The organism is Amycolatopsis balhimycina FH 1894, assembly GCF_000384295.1.
In the GTDB taxonomy this organism is placed as follows: Bacteria; Actinomycetota; Actinomycetes; order Mycobacteriales; family Pseudonocardiaceae; genus Amycolatopsis; species Amycolatopsis balhimycina.
Window position 1 is genome coordinate 9,854,883 of record NZ_KB913037.1, and the last position, 22,848, is coordinate 9,877,730.

Annotated in this window: 29 protein-coding genes; 15 read left to right on the forward strand and 14 right to left on the reverse strand. The window is 71.9% G+C overall.

Annotation, left to right across the window (positions count from 1 at the left end):
* Positions 1-55: 55 nt before the first annotated feature.
* On the forward strand, positions 56-1,081 hold the full coding sequence (locus A3CE_RS0145495) for an amidohydrolase family protein (RefSeq protein WP_020646789.1): 1,026 nt from the start codon (positions 56-58) through the stop codon (positions 1,079-1,081).
* A gap of 139 nt (positions 1,082-1,220) precedes the next feature.
* On the forward strand, positions 1,221-1,919 hold the full coding sequence (locus tag A3CE_RS52825; protein WP_125591388.1) for a hypothetical protein: 699 nt from the start codon (positions 1,221-1,223) through the stop codon (positions 1,917-1,919).
* 9 nt (positions 1,920-1,928) lie between these two features.
* Here A3CE_RS52825 and A3CE_RS0145505 read toward each other — a convergent pair whose 3' ends face one another.
* Positions 1,929-2,318 (reverse strand): DUF6069 family protein, encoded by a 390-nt coding sequence (locus tag A3CE_RS0145505; protein WP_020646791.1) that lies wholly within the window; start codon positions 2,316-2,318, stop codon positions 1,929-1,931.
* Positions 2,319-2,395: 77 nt separating this feature from the next.
* Between A3CE_RS0145505 and A3CE_RS0145510 the strand changes: the two genes are divergently transcribed.
* Complete coding sequence (locus A3CE_RS0145510; RefSeq protein ID WP_020646792.1) at positions 2,396-2,887, forward strand: MarR family winged helix-turn-helix transcriptional regulator; 492 nt, start codon at positions 2,396-2,398, stop codon at positions 2,885-2,887.
* Positions 2,888-2,920: 33 nt separating this feature from the next.
* Here A3CE_RS0145510 and A3CE_RS0145515 read toward each other — a convergent pair whose 3' ends face one another.
* The gene (locus A3CE_RS0145515; RefSeq protein WP_026469498.1) at positions 2,921-3,508 is read right to left on the reverse strand and encodes a CGNR zinc finger domain-containing protein; all 588 of its coding nucleotides are present in this window, start codon (positions 3,506-3,508) and stop codon (positions 2,921-2,923) included.
* Positions 3,509-3,590: 82 nt separating this feature from the next.
* On the opposite strand from A3CE_RS0145515, the gene A3CE_RS0145520 reads away from it, so the two are divergent.
* Positions 3,591-4,763: an epoxide hydrolase family protein gene (locus A3CE_RS0145520; protein ID WP_020646794.1), complete on the forward strand. Its 1,173-nt coding sequence runs from the start codon at positions 3,591-3,593 to the stop codon at positions 4,761-4,763.
* Positions 4,764-4,781: 18 nt separating this feature from the next.
* Here A3CE_RS0145520 and A3CE_RS0145525 read toward each other — a convergent pair whose 3' ends face one another.
* Entirely contained in the window at positions 4,782-5,570 is a 789-nt protein-coding gene (locus tag A3CE_RS0145525) for a DUF1932 domain-containing protein (RefSeq protein ID WP_020646795.1), read from the reverse strand.
* A 75-nt stretch (positions 5,571-5,645) separates the two neighbouring features.
* On the opposite strand from A3CE_RS0145525, the gene A3CE_RS0145530 reads away from it, so the two are divergent.
* Positions 5,646-6,323, forward strand: a complete 678-nt coding sequence (locus A3CE_RS0145530) for a GntR family transcriptional regulator (RefSeq protein WP_125591389.1) — start codon at positions 5,646-5,648, stop codon at positions 6,321-6,323.
* An 83-nt stretch (positions 6,324-6,406) separates the two neighbouring features.
* Here the strand turns inward: A3CE_RS0145530 and A3CE_RS0145535 are convergent, their stop codons facing one another.
* Positions 6,407-7,345 carry an extracellular catalytic domain type 1 short-chain-length polyhydroxyalkanoate depolymerase gene (locus A3CE_RS0145535; protein ID WP_245589716.1) on the reverse strand — a complete coding sequence of 313 codons (939 nt, stop codon included), beginning with the start codon at positions 7,343-7,345 and terminating at the stop codon, positions 6,407-6,409.
* Positions 7,346-7,560: 215 nt separating this feature from the next.
* On the opposite strand from A3CE_RS0145535, the gene A3CE_RS0145540 reads away from it, so the two are divergent.
* From A3CE_RS0145540 to A3CE_RS57600, 6 genes are all read left to right on the forward strand, one after another.
* Positions 7,561-8,394: a PaaX family transcriptional regulator gene (locus tag A3CE_RS0145540; RefSeq protein ID WP_020646798.1), complete on the forward strand. Its 834-nt coding sequence runs from the start codon at positions 7,561-7,563 to the stop codon at positions 8,392-8,394.
* Positions 8,395-8,577: 183 nt separating this feature from the next.
* Entirely contained in the window at positions 8,578-9,282 is a 705-nt protein-coding gene (locus A3CE_RS0145545; protein ID WP_020646799.1) for a 4-carboxy-4-hydroxy-2-oxoadipate aldolase/oxaloacetate decarboxylase, read from the forward strand.
* Positions 9,279-10,343 (forward strand): 4-oxalomesaconate tautomerase, encoded by a 1,065-nt coding sequence (locus A3CE_RS0145550; RefSeq protein WP_020646800.1) that lies wholly within the window; start codon positions 9,279-9,281, stop codon positions 10,341-10,343. The genes A3CE_RS0145545 and A3CE_RS0145550 overlap by 4 nt, the downstream gene beginning before the upstream one ends.
* Positions 10,344-10,354: 11 nt before the next feature.
* The gene (locus A3CE_RS0145555; protein ID WP_020646801.1) at positions 10,355-10,957 is read left to right on the forward strand and encodes a VOC family protein; all 603 of its coding nucleotides are present in this window, start codon (positions 10,355-10,357) and stop codon (positions 10,955-10,957) included.
* A 217-nt stretch (positions 10,958-11,174) separates the two neighbouring features.
* Positions 11,175-12,377, forward strand: a complete 1,203-nt coding sequence (locus A3CE_RS0145560; protein ID WP_245589717.1) for a GGDEF domain-containing protein — start codon at positions 11,175-11,177, stop codon at positions 12,375-12,377.
* Between the two features lie 79 nt (positions 12,378-12,456).
* Positions 12,457-12,597, forward strand: a complete 141-nt coding sequence (locus A3CE_RS57600) for a hypothetical protein (RefSeq protein ID WP_020646803.1) — start codon at positions 12,457-12,459, stop codon at positions 12,595-12,597.
* 54 nt (positions 12,598-12,651) lie between these two features.
* Here A3CE_RS57600 and A3CE_RS59480 read toward each other — a convergent pair whose 3' ends face one another.
* Positions 12,652-12,777: a hypothetical protein gene (locus tag A3CE_RS59480; protein ID WP_020646804.1), complete on the reverse strand. Its 126-nt coding sequence runs from the start codon at positions 12,775-12,777 to the stop codon at positions 12,652-12,654.
* Between the two features lie 380 nt (positions 12,778-13,157).
* On the opposite strand from A3CE_RS59480, the gene A3CE_RS0145575 reads away from it, so the two are divergent.
* Positions 13,158-13,913, forward strand: a complete 756-nt coding sequence (locus A3CE_RS0145575) for a ZIP family metal transporter (protein WP_020646805.1) — start codon at positions 13,158-13,160, stop codon at positions 13,911-13,913.
* On the opposite strand, the gene A3CE_RS0145580 is transcribed toward A3CE_RS0145575, so the two are convergent.
* Both A3CE_RS0145580 and A3CE_RS0145585 read right to left on the reverse strand, forming a co-directional pair.
* On the reverse strand, positions 13,891-14,217 hold the full coding sequence (locus A3CE_RS0145580) for a hypothetical protein (protein ID WP_020646806.1): 327 nt from the start codon (positions 14,215-14,217) through the stop codon (positions 13,891-13,893). The genes A3CE_RS0145575 and A3CE_RS0145580 overlap by 23 nt on opposite strands.
* An 11-nt stretch (positions 14,218-14,228) precedes the next feature.
* Positions 14,229-14,840: an SRPBCC family protein gene (locus tag A3CE_RS0145585; RefSeq protein ID WP_020646807.1), complete on the reverse strand. Its 612-nt coding sequence runs from the start codon at positions 14,838-14,840 to the stop codon at positions 14,229-14,231.
* A gap of 91 nt (positions 14,841-14,931) precedes the next feature.
* Here A3CE_RS0145585 and A3CE_RS0145590 point away from each other — a divergent pair, with 91 nt between their 5' ends.
* A complete protein-coding gene (locus A3CE_RS0145590) occupies positions 14,932-15,567 on the forward strand; it encodes a TetR/AcrR family transcriptional regulator (RefSeq protein ID WP_026469500.1) in 636 nt (211 codons plus the stop codon).
* Between the two features lie 12 nt (positions 15,568-15,579).
* Here the strand turns inward: A3CE_RS0145590 and A3CE_RS0145595 are convergent, their stop codons facing one another.
* Both A3CE_RS0145595 and A3CE_RS0145600 read right to left on the reverse strand, forming a co-directional pair.
* The gene (locus A3CE_RS0145595) at positions 15,580-16,437 is read right to left on the reverse strand and encodes a S1 family peptidase (RefSeq protein WP_245589718.1); all 858 of its coding nucleotides are present in this window, start codon (positions 16,435-16,437) and stop codon (positions 15,580-15,582) included.
* Between the two features lie 51 nt (positions 16,438-16,488).
* Positions 16,489-17,439, reverse strand: a complete 951-nt coding sequence (locus tag A3CE_RS0145600; RefSeq protein ID WP_020646810.1) for an SDR family NAD(P)-dependent oxidoreductase — start codon at positions 17,437-17,439, stop codon at positions 16,489-16,491.
* A gap of 57 nt (positions 17,440-17,496) precedes the next feature.
* Between A3CE_RS0145600 and A3CE_RS52830 the strand changes: the two genes are divergently transcribed.
* Entirely contained in the window at positions 17,497-17,937 is a 441-nt protein-coding gene (locus tag A3CE_RS52830) for a MerR family transcriptional regulator (RefSeq protein ID WP_020646811.1), read from the forward strand.
* Here A3CE_RS52830 and A3CE_RS0145610 read toward each other — a convergent pair.
* The 5 genes from A3CE_RS0145610 to A3CE_RS0145630 form a co-directional block, all read right to left on the reverse strand.
* Positions 17,922-18,545: a response regulator gene (locus A3CE_RS0145610; RefSeq protein WP_020646812.1), complete on the reverse strand. Its 624-nt coding sequence runs from the start codon at positions 18,543-18,545 to the stop codon at positions 17,922-17,924. The two genes, A3CE_RS52830 and A3CE_RS0145610, sit on opposite strands and share 16 nt — an antisense overlap.
* Positions 18,542-19,825: a sensor histidine kinase gene (locus tag A3CE_RS0145615; protein ID WP_020646813.1), complete on the reverse strand. Its 1,284-nt coding sequence runs from the start codon at positions 19,823-19,825 to the stop codon at positions 18,542-18,544. Before A3CE_RS0145615 ends, A3CE_RS0145610 begins: the two co-directional genes overlap by 4 nt.
* Positions 19,826-19,828: 3 nt before the next feature.
* The gene (locus A3CE_RS0145620) at positions 19,829-20,569 is read right to left on the reverse strand and encodes an ABC transporter permease (RefSeq protein ID WP_020646814.1); all 741 of its coding nucleotides are present in this window, start codon (positions 20,567-20,569) and stop codon (positions 19,829-19,831) included.
* 11 nt (positions 20,570-20,580) lie between these two features.
* A complete protein-coding gene (locus A3CE_RS0145625; RefSeq protein WP_026469501.1) occupies positions 20,581-21,489 on the reverse strand; it encodes an ABC transporter ATP-binding protein in 909 nt (302 codons plus the stop codon).
* 106 nt (positions 21,490-21,595) lie between these two features.
* Positions 21,596-22,081: a MarR family winged helix-turn-helix transcriptional regulator gene (locus A3CE_RS0145630; RefSeq protein ID WP_020646816.1), complete on the reverse strand. Its 486-nt coding sequence runs from the start codon at positions 22,079-22,081 to the stop codon at positions 21,596-21,598.
* An 84-nt stretch (positions 22,082-22,165) separates the two neighbouring features.
* On the opposite strand from A3CE_RS0145630, the gene A3CE_RS0145635 reads away from it, so the two are divergent.
* Positions 22,166-22,780, forward strand: coding sequence for a GTP cyclohydrolase II (locus tag A3CE_RS0145635; protein WP_020646817.1), 615 nt, complete (start codon positions 22,166-22,168; stop codon positions 22,778-22,780).
* The last annotated feature ends 68 nt before the right edge of the window (positions 22,781-22,848 follow it).

Consider the following 22,848-nt stretch of genomic DNA (forward strand, 5'->3'; position numbering starts at 1 on the left):
CTGATCGACGATTAGGGTGCGGAGGTCAAGTCTGCCGAAGCGATGGGGAATCCCCTTGATCATCGACTGCCACGGCCACTACACGACCGCGCCACCCGCCCTCGCGGCGTGGCGCGACCGGCAGATCGCCGCGCTGGATGACCCCGTCGCCGCGCCCGTCCGTGCCGACCTGCGCATCAGCGACGACGAACTGCGCGAGACGCTCGAGCCGAACCAGCTCCGGCTGATGGACGAGCGCGGGATCGACCTGACGATCTTCTCGCCCCGCGCGTCGTTCATGGCCCACCACGTCGGCGGCTTCGAGACCTCGGCGCAGTGGGCGGCGGTCTGCAACGAGCTGTGCCACCGCGTCAGCGCGCTCTACCCCCGCCGGTTCGTCCCCGCGGCGATGCTGCCGCAGTCCCCGGGCGCCGACCCGGCCACCTGTGTCCCCGAATTGACCCGCTGCGTGGCGGAGTACGGCGCCGTCGCGCTCAACCTCAACCCGGATCCCTCGGGTGGTCACTGGACGGCCCCGCCGCTCACCGACCGGTCCTGGTACCCGGTCTACGAGAAGATGGTGGAGTACGACATCCCGGCGATGGTGCACGTCAGCACCAGCGTCAACCCCGCGTTCCACACGACCGGCGCGCACTACCTCAACGCCGGCACGACCGCGTTCATGCAGCTCGTGCAGGGCGACCTGTTCACCGACTTCCCGGCGCTGCGGCTGGTCATCCCGCACGGCGGCGGCGCGGTGCCCTACCACTGGGGCCGGTTCCGCGGCCTCGCGGCGGCGCTGGGCAAGCCGGAGCTCGCGGAGCACGTGCTGGGCAACGTCTACTTCGACACGTGCGTCTACCACCAGCCGGGGGCGAACCTGCTGTTCGAGGTGGTGCCGGCGCGCAACATCCTGTTCGCGTCCGAGATGATCGGCGCCGTCCGCGGCGTCGACCCGCGCACCGGCCACCACTTCGACGACACCCGCCGGTACGCCGAAGCGGCGGGACTGTCCGAAGAGGACTGGGCGGCGATCCGGGAGCACAACGCCCGTGCGGTCTATCCGCGCCTGGACGCCTTGCTGAAGCAGCAGTGCCGGTGAGCCGGACGGAAGACGTGGCACCGTCCACACCGGACCCTCGGCGTCCGGTCCGTCGCGCATGAGAGACTCGATCAGGGCCGTAGCCGCCGGAAGGCCGGGTGGCGCACCGTCGGGGCGGTCAGCCGAGACCGAGGACGCCATGACGTATCCGCAGTATTCCGGGCAGCCGGGGCCACAACAGCCGTACTCGGGGCCCCAACAGCCCTATCCGGGGCATCCGCCGCACCCGGATCCCCAGCAGCCGTATCCGGGACGACCGCCCCACCCGGGGCAGCCGCCCTATCCGGCGCCTTCGGGCGGGTTCCCCGCGCAGCCGTACCCCGGCGCCGGCCAGCCGTACCCGCCGGCGCCTTACCCCGCACCGGGCTACGGGATGCAGCCACCCCAGCCGAACGGGGCCACGGCGATCATCGCGGGCGTGCTCGCCGTCCTCGGCGGGCTGCTCTACCTCGTCGGCCTGATCGGCGGCATCGCCACGCTGGCCGGTCTCGGCCCGCTGTGGATGGGCATTCTCCTGCTGGTCCAGAACATCGTGCTCGCGGGGACGCTGCTCCCCGGCGGCATCCTCCTGTTCCTGCGCAAGCCGATGGGCCGGGTGCTCACGATCGTCGGCAGCGGGCTCGCCATCCTGCTGTCGGTGGTGTCGGTCGCGCTGAGCGCGGCCGGCGTCTGGTACTACAGCGGCGGCTTCGGCGGGATGTACGCCGGTGCCGCGTACGTCGGGCTGCTGATGGTCCTGGTCCCGGCCGGAGCGACGCTGGTCCTCGCGATCGTCAAGCCGACCGCGCGCTGGTGCGGCCGCCCCGAACCGGGATTCGCCGGCTACCCGCCGCGCTGACGAACCGGCTCACGCCCGGGGCAGGGTCGGGCGCATCGCGGTGACGACGGCCGTGGTGACGACCAGGTGCATGAGCATCAGGCCGACGACGTTCGCCACGGTCGCGCCCGTGATCAGGAGCACCAGGTCCGGGATCCAGGTGAGCACGAGCACCGCGGGAACGACCACGCGCAGCGCGTGCGGTGCCCGCCGGACGATCAGCGTCCAGCCGGCCGCGCCGGCGAGGAGCCCGACGAGGGTCATCGACAGGTAGACGACGGGGACGAGGCCGACGCCGAGGCCGCCGTCGTCGAGCGCGGAAGCCACCAGCGCGATGGCCGTGTTCACGGCGAACGCGGCGACGGCGGCCAGGCCGAGCCGGAGCGCGAGGGTCGCGGTCGGGGTCGTGGTGGTAGTCATCGTTCCTCCTTGAGTTGCGTGTTAAACCCAACGGTAGGTTGAGTTGCGTGTTAAAGTCAAGCGTGGAGGAGCGCAGCGTGGAAAAGCATGAAGAGGAGCCGGTCCGCTGGCTCGACGCCGACCAGCGGCGTGCGTGGGTCAACCTGGTCAAGGTGCTGCTGGCCCTGCCCGGGGCGCTCGAGGGGCAGCTCCTGCGCGACGCCGACCTGACGCTGCTGGGCTACATGATCCTCGCGCGCCTGTCGGCGGTACCCGACGAGACGCTGCGGATGAGCGAGATCGCGGAAATGGCGAACGGGTCGCTCCCGCGGATTTCGCACGCGGTCGCCCGGCTGGAAGACCGGGGGTGGGTGACCCGGACGGTGTGTACCGGCCAGGGGCGGCGCTTCACCCTGGCGACCATGACCGACGCGGGCCGCGCGCACCTCGAGGCCGCGGCGCCCAGTCACGTCGCCACCGTGCGCCGGCTGGTGGTCGAGCCGCTGGGGGAGGACTTCGTGCGGCTCGGCGACGCGGTCGAGCGGATCGTCGAGGTGCTCGGCCTGCCCACGGCGATCCTCAAGCCGTAGCGCGCCTCGCCGGACCCTCGCCGGTCCGGGCCGTCAGCTTTCCGGCAACTCCGCCGGCCTGGAGTTCTTGCGCTGGTTGGCCGTGAAGCGCGCCTTCTTCTGGCGATTCCCGCACGTGTTCATGTCACACCATTTGCGGGTGCGGCTTTGGCTCGTGTCGAAGAAGGCGGCCCGGCAGGTCGGCGACGCGCACAAGGCCAGTTTTCCGTCTCGTTCGCCCGCGATGATGCTGATCGCGTCGGCGGCGATCACGCCGAGGGCGTCTTCCACACGGGAAGCCGAGCTGAGCTGCCACCGCCGCTTGCCCTCGGGTGTCAGGACGGCCGCGGCCCGTCCCTGGACACTGCGGTCGTTGATGACTTGGACGGCGGACGCGGGGAGCGCGTCCTGGATCGCGGCCGCCGTCGCGGCGGCGTGGATCGACTCCCTCAGTTCCCGGGCGAGGCCGAGCTGGGCGGTGGTGCAGGAGTCCACGGCGAGACCGTTCACGGCCAGCCAGTCGACGAGTCGCTGCGGCGTGGGGATGCGCTCGACGGCGTCGCCCTGACGCTCCGTCAGGGTCGCCGTGAAGCTGGTCGCCAGCACGCTACCCAGGCGAAATTCGGGGAACCCACCGCGCATGGAACCACCTTAGCCGGTTGCACGCCGGCCCGGCGACGTGTTAGAACCGCCTTAGCCGGTTCCACGACGACCAGGAGGACTCATGCCCCGTCCCACCAGCGACGTGCAAGCATTCGAAGCCCACGCGACCGACGCCGACCTCGACGAGCTGCGCGCCCGGCTGGCCGCGGCGCGGCTGCCGGAGGCCGAGACGGTCCATCGCGCCGCGCCCGGCCCTCGCCGATGGGACCAGGGCGTTCCGCTCGCCGACCTCGTCGATGTCGTGAACTACTGGCGCACCGGCTACGACTGGCGGTCGTTCGAAGAGCGCCTCGACCGGATCGGCCAGTTCCGCACGACCATCGACGGGCTGGGCATCCACTTCCTGCACCGCCGATCCCCGCGCGCGGATGCCACTCCGCTGATCCTGACGCACGGCTGGCCGGGCAGCATCGCCGAGTTCGTCGACGTGGTGGACGAGCTGGCGGATCCGGAAGACGGGGACGCGCCGGCGTTCCACGTCGTGGTTCCGTCGCTGCCCGGCTTCGGTTACAGCGACAAGCCGGCCACCACCGGGTGGGGGACCGAAAAGATCGCGGCCGCGTGGGTGGAACTGATGGGACGGCTCGGCTACGACAGGTTCGCCGCCCACGGCGGCGACTGGGGCGGCAATATCACCACGGTTCTCGCCGGCCGGTTCCCGGCGCACGTCCTCGGTATCCACACCACGTTCGCCGAGGGAGTGCCCGGGGCGGCCACGGAGGGGCTGACGGCGGTCGAGCGCCAGTGGACCGAAGAAACCCGCCATTTCTGGCGCCACCGGGCGGCGTACGCGAAGCAGCAGGCGACCCGGCCGCAGACCATCGGCTACTCGCTCGTCGACTCACCGGTCGGGCTGCTCGCCTGGATCCTCGACAAGTTCGCCGAGTGGTCGGACACCGGGGACAGCCCGTTCGAGACGATTTCCCGGGACCGCGTCCTCGACGACGTCACCCTGTATTGGCTGACGCGGACCGGCGCGTCGGCGGCCCGGATCTACTACGAAAGCCACAACTCGCTCGACCCCGAACTCCGGGTCGACGTCCCGTCGGCGATCAGCATGTACCCCCGTGACATCGAGAAGTGCCCGCGTCCCCTGGCGCAGGAGCGGTACCGGCAGATCGTCCGGTGGAGGGCGCCCGAAGCCGGGGGACATTTCCCGTCGCTGGAGGTGCCCGGGTACTTCGTCAAGGACCTGCGAGACGGCCTCGCGGCAGTGCTGGCCGCTCATCGGTGACGCGGGCCGGGCGGCAGTTCACTCATGATTGGTGACAATCCTGTGTGAAGCCAGGTGCGCAAGCTGATCGCGCGCCGCGCTCGCGACATCGGCCCGGACGCCGAGTTCGCCGAGCATCTCCGCGGCCGCCGCCATTTCCGCGGTGCGGCGCGCGGCGTGCCGGTGCGAGCCGTCGACCAGTCTGTCCACTGTGGACGCGCTCGCGGCGGTGAGCTCGTCGGTGACGACCTTCCGCAGCCAGTCCTCGCAGCCCGCGGCGCGCGCGGCACGCAGGGCTTCGACCACGGCGGCCGACATTCCCTTGAAGAACACGCTGCGCAGCAGCTTGCGTTCGGCGGCGAGCCCCGGTTCGCCGTCCATGACCTCGACCGCCGCACCGAACTGGTTCAACGCGGCGGCGACGGTGCCGGCGGCGTCCCCGGTCGCGAGCATCGGCACCCGCAGGCCGCGGCCCGGGACCGGCGCCATGATCGCGACGTCGGCGAACGGCACGCCGTGCGCGGCGGCGATGGTTGCCAGCCGTCGCTTGGTGCCGGGGGACGCCGTGTTCAGATCGGCCCAGACCGCTCCCGCCCGCACCCCGGCGAGCCCGGCTTCGAGCGCGTCGACGGCCGCCGACGCGCTGTTCACGCTGAGCACCAGATCGGCGCCGTCGGCGGCTTCGGCCTCGGAACGGGTGGCGACGACGCCCTCGGGTGCGGAAACGACAGGGTCGTACCCGCGCACGACGGCCCCCGCGGCGGTCAGGTCGCGGGCGAGCGCGCCGCCGGCCTCGCCCAGTCCCAGTAGTGCGATGACTCCGGTCACAGCAGAATCCTCTCGGCAGGATACGATCGAGTACACGATGTGCTCGACAAAATTGTCAACAAACGGAGCCGAGGGATGAGCGAGAGTGTTGTGGGCCGGCGGCCGGGGGAGCGTTCCGTGGTGGCGGCGATCCGCGACGCGATCGTCCGCGGCGAGTTCGTGCCCAACCAGCGGCTGGTGGAAGCGGACCTCTCCGACCAGTTCGCCGCGAGCCGCGCGACGGTGCGCGCCGCGCTGATCGAGCTCACCAACGAGGGGCTCGTCGAGCGGGTGCAGAACCGGGGTGCCCGGGTGCGCGCGGTGTCACTGGAGGAGGCCGTCGAGATCTCCGAGGTCCGGATGATGCTCGAGTCGCTCTGCGCGGCGAAGGCGGCGGAGCGCATCTCCGACGCCGAGGTCGGCGAGCTGCGGGAACTCGGCGAACGGATGCAGATGGCCGTGGCGGGCGGCGACGTCGTCGGGTATTCGGGGCTCAACCAGCGGCTGCACCGCCGGGTCCGGGAGATCAGCGGGCAGCGCACGGCCGCGCAGGTCCTCGAACGGCTGCGCGGCCAGAGCGTCCGGCACCAGTTCCGCCTGGCGATGCGGGCCGGGCGGCCGCAGGTCTCCCTGCCGGAGCACCTGGCGATCATCGACGCGATCTGCGCCCACCACCCCGCCGAGGCGGCCGAGGCCGCGCGGGTCCACCTGGCCGGCGTGATCGAAGCGCTGAAGGCGGCCGACGCCGCCGAGGCCGTCCCGCTGCACCCCTGACCCCTTCCGGGTGTCATGAACGACTCTTTCCTGTCGCCGGACGACAGGAAAGAGTCGTTCATGACATCGCGGTGCTGCCTCCGTCAGGAACTCAGGCCGAAGAAGGCGATCGCGACGGCGGCCATGCCGCCCGCGGGCAGGCTGTGCCCGGCGCCCTGGATGCTGTAGGCCTCCACCCGGACGGTGCCGGAGGTGTCGGCGTAGCGGCGGCGGTTCCAGCCGGCCTGCGGCGTGTCCGTGGAAGTCGGGTTCTGGCTCAGCCCGAACACGGTGGTCCACTGCTCGATTTCTTCCTGCAGCAGCGAGTACGGCACGAGGGTGTCGGCGGTGCCGTGCCACAGCTGGACGCGCGGGCGGGGGCCGGTGTAGCCGGGGTAGGCCTGGCGGACCGCGTCGCCCCACTGCTGGGGCGTCCGGTTCGCGCCGCCGCTGCCGGTGCACTTGCTGGACCACGGCGGGAAGTCCGCGGCGTTCGCGAAGCAGGTGAACGGCACGCCCATGAACGCCGCGCCCGCCTTGAACACGTCGGGGTAGAGCGCGAGCATTTCGTTGGTCATCATGCCGCCGGAGGACGAGCCGGTGGCGAAGACGCGGTTCGGATCGCCGCCGTAGTGCTGCTCGGCGTAGGTCACCATCGACGCGATCGAGACCGGGTCGCTGCCGCCGCCACGGTGCTTCGCGGCGTCCGACCACGTGTCGAAGCAGTTCCCGAACCCGGCCTGCTGCTGGGCGCTGGGGTAGATGACGATGAACCCGTACCGGGCGGCGAGTGAGCCGAACTCGCTGCCGGAGTAGAAGCCCGGGCCAGAGCCGCCGCAGCCGTGCATGGCGACCACGATCGCCGGGTGGGCCGGATGGGAGTCCGGCACGTAGACGTGCATGCGCATCCCGCCCGGGTTGGCGCCGAAGCCCGTCACCTCCACCAGCGACGCGGCCGACGCCGGGGCCGGGACCACGGCGGTGGCAATGGTGATCAGCAGGGTGCTGACGAATGTCACGAACGCCGTTCTGAATCCACTCATCGGTGACCTCCGGTCGGCGATCCCCCTCGCCGAGCGAGAGTAGGCAAATTAACGACGACCGTCAACGATTCATCAAGTATACGCATCCTCCGAAACTTTCGAATTCCCGAGAATGGGCAAAAAAGCCTGACAAAAGGCTGGCGGTCGCGACCGGGATGACGAACAAGCGCCGCCCGGTAGGTTGAGCTCCGGTGGATCGGGCGAGGAGGTGGCGCATGCCGGAAGCCGTCGACCCCACGGGAGACGGGGCCACGCTGGTCGTGCGGCCGGAAGCACTGCTGCTGGCCTTGCTCGGCGACCACGTCCTGGACCGCGGGATCGCCGTGTCGACCGGCGGTGTCCTCGCCGTGCTCGGCCGCCTCGGCGTCGGCGAGCACGCGACCCGGGCGACGCTGAGCCGGATGAGCCGCCGCGGCCTGCTCCGGACCGTCCGCCGGGGCCGCCAGGCGTTCCTGGGGCTGACCGAGCACGGAACGGCCGTGCTGCGCGACGGCCAGCGCAAGCTCGACGGCGACATCGTCGACCGGCACTGGGACGGCCGGTGGACCCTGCTGAGCTTCTCGGTACCGGAGACCCGCCGCGCGGACCGGCACGCCCTGCGCACCCGGCTGGGCTGGTTCGGTTTCGGCTTGCTGCGCAGCGGCCTGTGGGTCTCGACGGCGGCCGCGGACATCGCGCCGGCCCTGGCCGAGCTCGACCTGCTCGACCACGCCGAGGTGTTCCGCGCCGAACCGTTCATGTGGACCGACCCCGCGCGGATCGCCCGGGAGGCCTGGGACCTGCCGCAGATCGCGACCGGCTACGACGAGTTCCTCCGCCGGTGGACCGACCGCGCCTACGGCGACCTGGACGACCTCTCCCAGCGAATCCGGCTGGGCGCGGAATGGCTGCTGCTCATCCGCCGCGACCCGGTCCTGCCGCCGGAGCTGCTGCCCGAAGGCTGGCCGGGGACGCGCGCCGCGGCCCTGTTCCGCAGCCTGCGCCACCAGTGGGTCCAGCCGGCCGACAAGCTCGCCGCCGAACTGCTGGAATCCATTGTGGAGGAATGACGCCGGACTTCCGGCGGCATCTCCGGTGACCGCGGGGCTCGCGCCCCGCGGTCGACTGTCGGCGAGCCGAGCTTGTGAACCGGTTTTGTCGGTGAACCGCACACACTCCGGTTGCCCAAGATGCCGCCGACTTGCTCGCCAAGATTGTTGACAATTTCGTCGACCAGACCGTACCGTGGCGGCATGAAGCCCGTCATCGTCACCGATCCGCCGCGTGCCGACCTGGCGCAGGTGACGCGCCTGGCGGGCTACGGCGTCGCGACCGTCCACGAGGCGCTCGGCCGCTCCGGACTGCTCGGCCCGGACCTGCGGCCGATCCAGGACGGCGCCCGCGTCGGCGGCACCGCCGTCACCGCGCTGTGCTGGCCGGGGGACAACCTGATGATCCACGCGGCCGTCGAGCAGTGCCGCGAGGGCGACTTCCTGGTCGTCACCACGACTTCGCCGTGCCACGACGGCCTCTTCGGCGAGCTGTTCGCCACCGCGCTGCGGCACCGCGGCGTGCGCGGCCTGGTCACCGGCACCGGCGTCCGTGACGTCGCCGAGCTGCGCGCGCTCGGCTTCCCCGTGTGGTCGGCGGCGGTGAGCGCGCAGGGGACCGTCAAGGCGACCGCGGGCGCGGTGAACGTCCCGGTGGTCCTCGGCGGGCAGGTGATCCGCCCGGGCGACGCCGTCCTGGCCGACGACGACGGCGTCCTGCGCGTCCGCCGCGAAGACGTCCGAAGTGGACTCGAAGCCGCCCGGGCCAGGCTGGAAAAGGAAGCCGCGGCGCGGGAAGCGTTCGCGAACGGGCAGCTGGGCCTGGACCGGTACGGGCTGCGCGCGAAGCTCGAAGCCCTCGGCGTCCGGTACCTGACCGCCGAGGAGTACGCGAAGGAGCGGGCATGACCGGCGTGCCCTGCATGCTCATGCGCGGCGGGACGTCGAAGGGCGCCTACTTCCTCGCCGGGGACCTGCCCGCCGATCCGGCCGCCCGCGACGACCTGCTGCTGCGGATCATGGGCACCCCCGACCCGCGCCAGCTCGACGGGCTCGGCGGCGCGCACCCGGTCACCAGCAAGGTGGCGGTCGTGTCCGCGGCGAGCGAGCCCGGCCACGACGTCGACTACCTGTTCCTGCAGCTCGGCGTGGCGGAGGCGACCGTCTCCGCCCGGCAGACGTGCGGCAACCTGCTGGCCGGGGTCGGGCAGTTCGCCGTCGAGCGGGGGCTCGTGCCCGCCGGGGGCGAGCGCACCACCGTGCGCGTGCGGCTGCTCAACACCGGCACGGTCGCGGTCGCGACCTTCCCCACCCCCGGCGGCGAGGTGGACTACCGCGGCGGCACGGCCGTCTCCGGCGTGCCCGGGACCGCCGCCCCGGTCGAGCTCGAATTCACCGGGACGGCGGGCTCGGTGTGCGGCAGTCTCCTGCCCACCGGTCACGTCCGCGACGACGTCGGCGGCATCGCGGTGTCCTGTGTGGACAACGGGATGCCGGTCGTCGTGGCCCGTGCGGCCGATCTCGGAGTCACCGGCCACGAACCGGCCGCGGAGCTGGCCGCCGACACCGCGCTCGCCGGCCGGATCGACGCGCTGCGCACCGAAGCCGGCAAGCTGATGGGGCTCGGCGACGTCGGCGCGAGCTCCGTGCCCAAGACCACCCTCGTCGCCGCGCCGCGTGACGGCGGCGCGATCTGCACCCGCACGTTCATCCCGGTCGAGCCGCACCCCTCGATCGGCGTCCTCGGCGCCGTCAGCGTCGTGACGGCGCTCCTGCTCGACGGCGCCGCCGGCCAGGATCTGCTGGTCGCTCCGCCGGCGGGAGAGCCCTTCGAAGTCGAGCACGCGAGCGGGAAGCTCGCGGTCCGCATCGAGCTCGACACCACGGTCACCCCGCCCCGGGTCCGCCGGTCGACGGTGTTCCGCACGGCGCGGAAACTGTTCGACGGCACCGTTTTCCCCCGTCCCTGAGGAGTGCCGACATGCCCGATCCTTCGCCGCGCCACGAGGTCGCGCACCTCGGTCACGTCGAGCTGCGCACCCCGGAACCGGAGCGGAGCCTGGACTTCTTCGTCCGGGTGCTGGGGTTGACCGAGAACGGCACCGACGGGGACTCGGTCTACCTGCGCACCTGGGACGACTACGAGCACCACAGCCTGAAGCTCACCGCGGCGAAGACGTCCGGGGCCGGGCGGACGGCGGTGCGTGCCTCGAGCGAGGACGCCCTCGAGCGGCGCGTGGCCGCGCTGGAGGAACGCGGGCTCGGGGTCGGCTGGATCGACGGCGACACCGGGATCGGTCCCACGTACCTGTTCCGCGATCCGGACGGCCACGAACTCGAGATCTACTGGGAAACCGAGCGCTACACACCGCCCGAGCACCTGCGGCCCGCGCTGAAGAACCAGGCGCAGGCGTACCCGGGGCGCGGCAACCGCGTCGAGCTGTGCAACCCGACCGGGCGGCTGATCTTCGCGCCGGACTGGGAACCGGTCACCTGGACCGAGGCCGAGCGGGCGAAAGGGCAGGCGTGGGGGCTGAAGACGATCGAGTCGTTCCACACCCACGGCACCCCGCCGGTGGCCTGAGCACCGGAACGACGGCTGTCACGCTCCGCCGGACGCGCTCCCGGCCGGGGGCCGGCAGGCCACCAGCCTTTGCAGCTCTCCGCCGCCCGGGCGGGACCGGCTGACATCCGGCCGCGGCGCGACTACCGTGGGCAAGCAGGGGAACGTCGGCGCGTGGGGAGGCGCTGCGATGGGGCAAAACGCGGGTTGGGCACTGTCGAGATGGACCCTGTGGGCGTTGCCCGGACGGGTGCGCGTGCTCGTCCTCGGCGTGGTCCTGGCGGTCTTCGTCCTGGTGGCGCTCGCGGCCAGGACGGCTCCGGCGCTGGGGGAGTGGATGGCGGCGGGCTGGCTCGCGGCGGCGGCGCTGCCGCACCTGCACGCCTCGCACTGGATCCAACGCTGTCGCCGCGACCGGGCGGGCACGCCGTATGTCGACCTCTGCAGCGTCTGGATCTTCGCCGGGGCGATCGTGCTGCCACTGGTGCTCGAACTGGCGCTGGTTGCGGTGCTCTATGCCCACCGCTGGGCGCTGGTCAACCGGTTCGACGCGGTCCGGCCGCCGCACCGCACTGTGTTCACCGCCGCGACGCTCGCGCTGTCCGCGGCCGCCGCGGCCACCGTGCTGCGCCTCAGCGACGTCCAGGATCACCTCGCCGGCGGCGCCCGGCCAGGCTGGGTCGACCTGGCCGCCGTGGTCGTGGCGGCCGCGGTGCAGTGGGTGGTCAACACCGTGCTCGTCGGTACGGTCATCGCCTGGACGGTCACCGTCGAGCACCCCCGCCTGCTCCTGGGCAGCGCCTCGGACAACCTGCTGGAGATGGGCCAGCTGGCGCTCGGCGTGTTCGTCGCGCTCGCGCTGCTGTGGTGGCCGCCTGCCACGCTGCTGATGATCATCCCGACGTTCGCGCTGCACCAGTGCGTCCAGCTCGACCAGCTCAAGCTCGCCGCCCGCACCGACCAGCGCACCGGGCTGCTCAACGCGATCGCCTGGCACGAGCAGGCCGAGCGCGCGCTCCAGCGCACCCGCGGCCTGGTCGGGGTGCTGATGATCGACCTCGACTGGTTCAAGCGCATCAACGACACCCACGGCCACCCGGTCGGCGACGACGTCCTCGCCGCGGTGGCCACCGTCCTGACCAGGGCCGTCCGGCGCGGCGACACGGTCGGCCGGTACGGCGGCGAGGAGTTCGCCGTCCTGCTGCCCGAAGTCGACGAGGCCGAAGTCCGCGCCATCGCCGAGCGGATCCGGCTCCGGATCCGCGCGTTGCGCGTTTCCACGCCCCGGGGCGAGCCGGTGACGTTGTCGGCGACGATCGGCGCGGCCCTGCACCCGGCGATGCCGGAGGCCGATCTCGACGGCGTGATCCGGGCGGCCGACGACGCGCTGTACGCGGGCAAGAAAGCCGGCCGCGACCGGGTGGCCCTCGCCGGTCTCTGAGCAGTTCCGGCTGCACCCCATGCCGGGTGAATCGGCGGAACCGAGGTTTGCCCGCTCTCCTGGAGGGCAACTCCTGGCCATGGCTGAAGCGGGAATCACCGAAATGTCGGGCCGGGCCGGGGTCGTCGCGGGGCTGCGCCGCGTACTGCTGGCGTTCGGGGTCGGCGGGGCGCTGGCGTGCCTCGCCTGGATGGCGTTGTGGCTGGCCATGCACGTCTGATTTCCCGTGCCTGACGCGGGTGCCGGCCGGGGAGCCCGGCCGGCACCCGGGAGATCACTGGCAGGCTTCGCAGTCCGGGTCGTCGATGCGGCAGGCGGCCCCGTCGGTGAGCGGGAAGTCGAAGTCCTCCAGCTCGGGCACGGCGGTGGCGGTTTCTTCAGGGGTGGTGGTGGCGGACATGGCACTCCCTCGAGGACGAACGATTTCTACCCGTGTGTAGCGCCGAAGATCGACAGGCATTCCGTGACGCGCGCCACACGTGACTCCGGGTTCGGGACGGCTTCCCGAGATCGGCGACGAAATCGGGCCGAAGGGGCGGAATCCGCTGCCCGTCGGTGAAGAAGCGGCGGCCGGCGCCCCGGCCAGGTGATCTTCGGAACGGCCGTCCCCGCCGGCAGCGAGGGCGCCGAAGCTGCGTTACGGTCGCGATCGGGGTCTCGGGGGAAGGCAGGGAATGTCTTCGCACATCAGGACAATGTTCCGCGGGCGTGAGGTGTCCCCGGCGGCGTGTGTGGGTAGTCCCTTTCCGGACGTTCACGTGCCGGCGAAGGGTGGCTCTCGTGCCGCAATGGGCAGAGGCGGGGCTGTGGGGCCTCGTCGGCGGGATCGCGCTGGTCCTCGGCGCCGCGGTCGCGTGGTGGGTGCGCGTGTCCCGCCGGGTCGTCGCGGGGATCATGGCCTTCGGGGCCGGCGTGCTGATCTCCGCGCTCGCCTTCGACCTGGTCGACGAGGCCCAGCACACCGGCGGGCTCGGCCCGACCGCGGGCGGGTTTCTCGCCGGGGCGGCCGTCTACGTCGCCATCAACGTGCTGCTGGCCCGGCGGGGTGCCCGGCACCGCAAGCGCTCCGGCGGCCAGCAACCGTCCGAACAGGACGCCGCGGGCAGCGGGGCCGCGATCGCCGTCGGCGCCTTGCTCGACGGGATCCCGGAATCGGTCGTGCTCGGCGTGTCGCTGCTCGGTGGCGGGGGGATCGGGATCACGGTGCTGGCGGCGGTGTTCATCTCGAACGTCCCGGAAGGACTCTCCAGCGCCGCGGGCATGAAGGCGGCCGGGCGCAGTGCCCGCTACGTCTTCGGGGTGTGGAGCGCTATCGCGGTCGCCAGCGGGGCCGCGGCCCTCTTCGGCAACCTCCTGCTGCGGACAGCGTCCCCCGCGACGGTCGCCGCGATCACGGCGGTGGCCGCGGGGGCGATCCTGGCCATGATCGCCGACACGATGATCCCCGAGGCGTTCGAACGCACCGAGCTCTACACCGGCCTGCTCGCCACCATCGGGTTCCTGACGGCGTTCGTCATCGAGCACGCCGGCGGCTGACCACCGCGGCGATCGCGACCGCGATCCCGGCCACGGCGAAGAGCGCGGTGGCGACGGGACTCAGGTACTTCGACAGGCTGGGCGCGCTGCCGGGCCCGGAGAGCCACAGCGTCAGCAGGACTACGTACAACGCGGTCAGCGCGCCGGCCCACCAACGCAGGCGGCGCTCGCGCAGGGCGCCGATCAGGACGACGGCAATGGGCAGGCCGGCCAGCAAGGCGAACTGGCCGGCCACCATGACGGGGACGGTCCAGGCCGCGACGAGCACGTTCGTCGAGGTGCCGGGGTGGCGGGTGGTGGTCATCGTCGGCTCCTTCACCGGCCGCAGGGGCGGGCTTCGGCGGTGGTCTTGAGGTCGGCGAGCCAGGCGTCGAGGCCGGCGGCCAGGTAGCGGATGGCGGTGGCGGGGTCGGCCTCGATCTGCTCGCCGGTCCAGCTCTCTTCGGTGTCGACGAGGACGCCGTCCCGCACCGGCGTGAAGGTCCAGACGTGCACGCCGCGGTCGATGCGCAGCCCGTCGCCGATCGCCGGCCCGGTCCAGCGGACGCACCGGCCGGGCTGGACCTGCCCGACGGTGGAGGTGACGACCAGCGTGGTTTCCGGCGTGGTGGGCGTGGCGGGGGCCGGTGTGGTCCACCGGAACCGCGAGCCCGGTCGCAGGGGCCCGGTGTCGAGCCGCTTCGCGCTGGTGACGGCCGGCTGCCACGAAGGCCAGTCCGCCACGTCGGTGTGCAGCTTCCAGACCGTGCTCAGCGGCGCCTTGACCAGTGTCTGGGTCCGGTAGTGGATCCGGGCGGCGGGGTCGATGCCGGTGCCCTGGCACGTGACCGGCGCCGGGGTGGCGGCCTGGGCCGGTGCCGCGAAGCCGGCGAGCCCGGCGGCGAGGGGGAGGGCGAGGAGCGCGGTGCGCAACCGGAAGGGGTTCATGACTCTCTCCGTAGTTAGTGTCCGTCGTGTTAGTTAGAACCTATAACAACTCGGACCTGAGAGTCAATAGGAAAAGTGATAGCCTCTAACCGTGAACGAGAGCCCGCGAGAGCGCTACCGAGCCCAGGTGCGCGCGGAGATCAAGCGGCACGCGTGGGAGCAGATCGCCGCGGCGGGCGTGCCGGCGCTGTCGCTCAACGCGATCGCCAAGCAGGTGGGCATGAGCGGTCCCGCGCTGTACCGGTACTTCGCGAGCCGGGACGAGCTGATCACCGCACTGATCCGCGACGCCTACCGCAGCCTCGCCGACACCGTCCGGGCCGCCGGCGACTCAGGCGCCGGCCTGGCCGGCCTCGCCCACGTCATCCGGGACTGGGCGCGCAGCGACCCGCAGCGGTACTTCCTCATCTACGGCACGCCCGTCCCCGGCTACCACGCCCCGGCCGACACGACCGCGATCTCGTCCGAGGTGATGGCGGTGCTGGTCGACGTCTGCGCCGCGGTGGCGGACGGTGAGCCGCCGACGGCGTTCGACGGGCACCTCGAAAACCACCGCGAGTGGGCCGGTGATCGCCCTGCGACGGCGTCGGTCCTGCATCGCGGGCTGTCCTTCTGGACGCGCCTGCACGGCGTGCTCTCCCTCGAGCTGGCCGGCCACTTCACCGGCATGAAGTTCGACCCGGGCCTGCTGATCGACGAAGAAGTGGCCGCACTGCGCCCGCGGTGAGCCGCGGGCACCTCACCCGGTCTGTTCGCGGATCCAATCCGCCACGACGTCGACGCGGGCGATCGTCTCGGCGCCGGGCTGGGGGCACGGCGGGCCGGTGTTGACGATGGCCACCAGCGTCCCGCCGTGGTCGTCCTCGGAGAGGAAGAACGGGCCGCCCGAGTCCTGCGGGCACGGGCCGTTCTCGACCGTGCGCGTGCCCACCGGCTGGGCCTCCAGGGTCACCTTGTCGACGCCCGACACCCGGAACTTCCCGCGTTTGAGGTGGTCGGACGGGCCGAGCACGGTCGCCGAGTGCGAACCCCAGCCGGCGAACTGGAGCTGCTCGCCGACCGCGGGCCGCGTCTCGGCCAGCTTCACCGGGGCGATGCCGGTGACCGGGCTGCTGAGCTTCACCACGGCCAGGTCGTTGACCGGCGACTGCCGGACGTCCACGACCTCGGCCGTGTGCCCGCCGGGATCGCTGTCCTTCAGCCGGCCGACGGTCACCGTCATCGTGTACGGCGACGGCCCGCCGACCCGGACGTCGTGCACGTCGTGGAAGCAGTGCCCGGCGGTGACGACCCACTGCGGCGCCACCAGCGAGCCGCTGCAGGCGCCGCTGCGCACGCCGCCGCCGAGGACGGGAATGTCCTCCGAGGTCAGCTTCGCGTTGAAGGGCAGGATCGGGTTCTGCGCCGCTCGCGTGGTCGCGGGTGCCGGGGCCGCGGTGTCCGGCAGGCTGTGCCCGGTCGTCGACGCGGCCAGGACGGGTCCCCCTGCCGTCGCCGCGGTCACGGTGTGGGCGAACGCGAGGCCGGCCCCCGCCAGCACCCCGATCCCCGTCGCCCGCAGCCGGAAGAGCCGCCGTCGTTCCGAAATGGTCCTCACACCCTATTGCACGGATGAGGGCACGGAATGGTTGCGAGATCCAGACTTTTCTCACACGCGGAACGCGTCCACACCGGTCAGCCGGGCCGAAAGCGCCCAAAGCCGGGCGGCTTCGCCGGGGTCGACGGCGTGTCCGCGGACCCCGGAGACCATCTCGGAGCTCTCGGTCGGCTCGGCGACGTCGCAGTCCTCGCAGTACAGCCCGCCCAGGTCCGCCAGCTGCGCGGAAGTCGCCGCCCAGACCTGGGTCGCCGCGCCCTGCGCCGGGGTCTTGAAGGTGGGGTCGGCGGGCCGGCCGTCCTCGCCGACCCAGCCGCGGCCGGCCATTTCGGCGTGCGTCAAGTGCCGCTGCAGGGGCGTGAGGATCGCGCCGGGGTGCACCGAGAACGCCCGGACCCCGGCTGCCCGGCCGAGGGTGTCGAGGTGGACGGCGAACAGGGCGTTGGCCGTTTTCGCCTGGGCGTAGGCGAGCCAGCGGTCGTAGCCCCGCTCGAAGTGGGGATCGGCCCAGCGGATCCCGGAAAGCTGGTGGCCCGCCGACGACACGGTCACGATCCGCGCGCCCGGCCTGACGGCCGGCCAGAGCAGGTTGACCAGGGCGTGGTGCCCCAGGTGGTTGACCGCGAACTGGGCCTCCCAGCCCGGGCCGACGCGGGTTTCCGGGCAGGCCATGATCCCGGCGTTGCCGATGACGATGTCGAGCCCGCGGCCGGAAGCGAGGAACCGTCCGGCGAACCGGCGGACGCTGCCGAGGTCGGCGAGGTCGAGCGCGGCGACCTCGGCCGTGCCCGCGAGCGCCGCACGGGCTTCGGCGGGGCGCCGGGCCGGGACGATCACGTGTGCCCCGGCGGCGGCGAGGGCGCGGGTGGTTTCGGCGCCCAGGCCGGAATACCCGCCGGTGACGAGGGCGAGCCTGCCGGTGAGGTCGATGCCGTGCAGGACTTCGGTCGCCGTGGTGCGGTGGCCGAAGCCGGAGCCGATCTTGTGCTGGTGCGTGGTCATGCCGGCGAAGCTAGGAGCTAGACCGCGGTCTAGGTCAACTGATCTAGCATCGGTTCCGTGGAGCTGGGAATCGGGCAGGTGGCCGAGCGCACCGGGATGAGCGTGCACGCGCTGCGGCTGTACGAGCGGGAAGGCCTGATGGCGGGCCCGGTCCGCCGTGACGCCGGCGGCCGCCGCGTGTACACCGAGTGGGACGTCGAATGGCTGCTGTACTGCGCGAAGTTCCGCGCGTCGGGCATGCCGCTGGCCACGATCCGGAAGTTCGCGGACCTGGTGCGCCGGGGGCCGGGGACCGAACCCGAGCGGCTGGAGCTGCTCAGGGAGCACCAGGAGCAGGTCGTCGCGCGGATCGCGGAACTGAACGAGTGTCTCGACGTGATCTCGGACAAGGTGCGGGTCTACGGCGAGCACGTGGCCCGGGGGAGCGCGGCCGGCCTCTGGAGCCATCCGGCGGCCGCGGCCGGTTCGCCGGAAGACCCGGTCTACGGGGTCAGATAACCCTGGGAGAAGGCGGCGGCCACGGCGGCCGCCCGGTCCTTGACGCCGAGTTTCGCGTACGCGTGCAGCAGGTGCGTCTTGACCGTCGCCTGGCTGATGAACAGCTGTTCGGCCGCTTCGCGGTTCGTCGAACCCCGCGCGATCAGCTCCAGGACTTCCCATTCGCGCTGCGACAGCGGTTCGGACGCGGGGCGGCGCAGCTGTCCCATGAGCCGCGTCGCGACCGCGGGGGAGAGCACCGCCTGTCCCTGTGCGGCCGCCTCCACCGCGCGGAACAGTTCTTCCCGCGGTGCTTCCTTGAGCAGGTACCCCGTGGCGCCGGCCTCGATGGCCGGCAGGACATCGCTGTCGGTGTCGTAGGTGGTGAGCACAAGCACCCGCGCCGGCACCCCGCGCTTCGCCAGTTCCTGGATGGCCGTCACCCCGTCGGTCCGGGGCATCCGCAGATCCATGAGGATCACGTCCGGCCGCAGCTTCTCCGCCACCGCGATGGCCTCCGCGCCGTCACCGGCCTCGCCGACCACCTCGAAGCGGGGGTCGGCGCCGAACATGCCGCGCAGCCCGTCCCGCACCACCGGGTGGTCGTCGACGATCAGCAGGGAAATCACCGCGCACCTCCGGCCGGGATGGCCGGGACGGCCACCGAGATCGCCGTGCCGCCGCCCGGCTCCGACTCGATGTCCAGCCGTCCCGCGAGCCGCTGCACCCGTTGCCGCATCCCGGCGAGCCCGAACCCGCCGGTCACGGAAGCGTTGGCACGCTGGGCATCGGGCTCGAAACCCACCCCGTCGTCGCGCACGTCGAGGGTGACCAGATCCGCCATGTACGACAGGGTCAAGCCGACCCGGCCGGCGCGGGCGTGCCTGGCCACGTTGGCGAGCGCCTCCTGTGCGGTCCGCAGCAACGCGGCTTCGACGTCGGTGTGCATCGGCCTGGCATCGCCGGTGGTGGTCAGGACGGCGTCGATGGCGTTGACCTCGGACCACCGCCGCGCCACGTCGCCGATCGCTTCCGGAAGCTGGGCCTCGGCGAGCACCGACGGCTCCACCGCCTGGACCGTGCGGCGGGCTTCGACGAGGCTTTCGCGGGCCAGGTTCGTCGCGTTCCCGAGGTGCTGCCGCAACGCCGCCGGCGCGTCGAGCGTCTGCTCGGCGGCCTGGAGCTGGGTGAGGATGCCGGCGAGGCCCTGGGCGAGCGTGTCGTGGAGCTCCCGCGCCATCCGCTGCCGCTCGTCCAGCACGCCGGCTTGGCGCGCCTGGACGAGCAGCCGGGCGTGCAGGCCGGCGTTCTCCGCCAGCGCGGCCTCCAGCTTGACGTTGGCCTCGTGCAGCTCGGCGAGGGCCAGCTTCTGCTTGCCGTTGCGCCGTTCGGCCACCTCGGCGAAGTAGGAAAAGACCCCGGCCAGGAGCGTGATGAGGACGCCGAGGAGCGGCCAGCCCCACCACAGGCCCGCCTGCTCGATGTTGTCCCAGCCACCCAGGTACGACAGCGACGCGACCATCGCCGTGGCGGCGACGCCGACGTATCGCCAGCGGCCCTTCAAGTACCGGAACGCTTGGGGATAGCCGATGAAGCTGAAGAAGCCGTACCAGGGCGCGAGCGCGACGAGGCCGAAGGCCAGCGCGATCAGCCCGGTGTAGTACAGCCCCATCAGCGGGCGGTTCTCGTGCCATTCGGGGTGGAGCGTGTGGAACCAGAGCAGCCAGAGCGTGGCCGTGAGCGTGAGCCCGGACACCGGCAGGCCGGACACCGGCTGGTGCCAGATCGGCTGCAGCAGCGTGACAATGGTGCTGATCGCCAGGAGGAAGTACGGGAGCACCTGGGAAAGCCTGCTTTCCCGCCGCTCCAGGCGGTCGAACTCCGCCCGCAGCTCCGCCTCGACGCTCAACGCTCACTCCCAGCGGAAGTATCGGGCGGCCAGCCCACCGGCCACGACGGTCCAGCCCAGCATGACGGCCCAGTGCAGCGGCTGCGGCCAGTGGCCCGCTGTGGCGTCCTGCAATGATTGCACGCCCGCGCCGAGCGGGGTGAAATCGCTGATCGTCCGCAGGACGGTGTTCATGCTCGCGCGGGGTGCCCAGAGGCCGGCGAAGAACATGAGCGGGAAGAACAGCAGGGACCCGATCGCGCCGGCGCTCTTGCCCGTCGGCGCGAGCGAGGCGACGAGCAGGCCGATCGTGAAGACCGACACCGCGGCCAGCAGGTAGCCCAGCAGGTAGGCGGGCAGGTGCCGGGGCAGGCTCACGGCGAACGCCAGCCTGCCGGTGGCCAGCACGACCACCATCGTCACCAGGGACAGGATCGTGGACATCAGCAGCTGCGCGCCGAGCATGGCCCGCGGCTTCACCGGGGTGGTCCGCATGCGGCGCAGCACGCCTTTCTCGCGGTAGCCGGCGAAGAGCTGCGTCAGGCTGTTCAGCGCGAACAGAGCAAGGCTCATCGCGATGATGATCGGCACGTACAGGGTGATCGCCCGCGCGCCGCCGAGGCCAGGGTCGGGCGCGCGCATCGACGGGACCGAGCCGAGGATGACCAGCAGGATCGCCGGGAACGCGAGGGTGAAGAACACGAGGATCGGTTCGCGGAAGAACAGTTTCGTCTCGGTGGCTAGGAGCCGGGGCAGGGCGGACATGGCAGGTCTCCTCAAGCGTCGATCGGGCGGCCGGTGAGCGCGACGAATGCGTCGTCCAGCGTGGTCTGCTCGACCCGCAGGCCGGCCACGGTGATCCGGTCTCGGGCGAGCACGGTGGTCACGGCGAGCAGCAGGTTTCCCGTGCCGGTCACGACGAGCTGGCTGCCGGCCCGCTCGACGGAGGTGACCTCGGGCAATGCGGTCAGGACGGCGTGGTCCAGCGGTGCCGACGGCCGGAACCGGATCCGCTGCCGGTCGTCGACCCTCGAGACCAGCCCGGCCGGGGTGTCGAGCGCGACGAGGCGGCCCGCGTCGATCACGGCCAGCCGGTCGCAGAGCCGTTCCGCCTCCTCCATGAAGTGCGTGACGAGCAGGATCGTCACGCCCCGGTCGCGGATGGCCTCGATGAGGTCCCACGTGTCGCGGCGGGCTTGCGGGTCGAGGCCCGTGGTGAGCTCGTCAAGCACGGCCACCTTGGGGTTTCCGACGAGCGCGAGCGCGATCGACAGCCGCTGCTTCTGCCCGCCGGACAGCCGCCGGAACTGCGTGCGGAGCTTGCCGGTGAGGTTCAGGGTCTCGATCAGTTCCCGCCAGTCGGCCGGCTCGCGGTAGAAGGAGCTGTACAGCTCCATCGCCTCGCCGACCTCGAGCTTGTCGGGCAGGTCGCTTTCCTGCAGCTGGGCGCCGAGCAGGTGCCGCAGCTCGCCGTCGTTTCGCCGCGGGTCGATGCCGCAGACGCGGATGGTTCCGCTGTCCGGGGTGCGCAGCCCCTCGACGCACTCGGCTGTCGTGGTCTTGCCTGCCCCGTTGGGACCCAGGATCCCGAAGATCTCGCCCTGCTCGACGGCGAAGCCGACCCCGTTCACCGCGGTGTGGTCGCCGTAGCGCTTGACGAGGTTTTCCACCTCGATCATTGCCATGGGAGAAGTGTGCGGCCCGGCACGGGGGCGGCGGATCGACCGCCCGGCCGGAACCGGGGGCGGTCCCGGTGGAGGTCCGCGTCCACCGGCTGGTCGATGGGGAGGTTCAGCCGGCGCAGTCGCCGGCGTCTCCGTCCACCGCCAGCATGCGGCGGTTCGCCTCGCCGAGCCCGTCGGCCAATGCACTCAGCTGGCCCGGGGTGAGGACGTCGATCAGCAGTTCGCGCACCAGGGCGACGTGCCCGGGCGCGGCCCGTTCCAGCAGGGCCATGCCCTCGTCGGTGAGGCCGGCGTAGACGGCGCGGGGATCGCTCTCGCACGCGCGGCGGCGCACCAGCCCGGCCTGTTCCAGCTGGCCGATCTGGTAGGTCAGCCCGCTCTTGGAGTTCGACACCGCGCAGGCCAGCTCGGCCATCCGCAGCTCGCGGTCCGGGGCCCCGGACAGCCGGGCCAGGATCACGTACTGCAGGTGGGAGATGCCGGAGTCCTGCTTGAGCTGCTGGTCGAGCCGCCGGTTGAGCAGCTCGTAGGTGCCGAGGAACGCGTTCCAAGCGCGCTTCTCCTCGGCGTTCAGCCACCGCGGACGACCCATGTCACAACCGTACCCGTTGTTCAAATTCGAACTCAAGGGGTACGGTCGCTTTCAGGTTCAAATTTGAACGAGACAGGAGCCACCATGATCCCCGCCGCCACCGTCCGCACCCGGGTGCGGGTCCCGCTGCGTTTCGCCGACGGCTACTCGGCGACGGCGGAAGTCGTGACCTTCGACGGCCTGGCCGACGGCGGTGAGCACCTGGCCCTGGTCTTCGGCGACCCCGCGACCCCGCTCGTGCGGATGCACTCCGAGTGCCTGACCGGGGACGTGTTCGGCTCCGCCCGCTGCGACTGCGGGCCCCAGCTGCGCGAGGCCGTCCAGCGCATCGACGGTGCCGGCGGCGTGCTGCTCTACCTGCGTCAGGAGGGTCGCGGCATCGGGCTGTACGCCAAGCTGGACGCCTACGCCCTCCAGGACGCCGGTCTCGACACCTACCAGGCGAACACCGCGCTCGGCCTGCCCGAGGACGCCCGCGACTACACCGCCGCCGCCCAGATGCTCGCCGCGCTGGGCATCACCGAGGTCGACCTGCTCACCAACAACCCGGACAAGGTCCGGCAGCTGCGCGAGCGGGGCATCACGGTCGCCGAGACGGTACCCACCGGCGTCCACGCCAACCCCGACAACCTCCGCTACCTGCGCGCGAAGGTGCGGCACACGAGCCACACCCTGACCCTGCCCGAACTGGCCGGCTGAGCCCTCCCGGCTTCCGGCGACGCCCCCAACGCCGTGAAGGCCACCTTCAGGAACTACAAGTTCCTCAA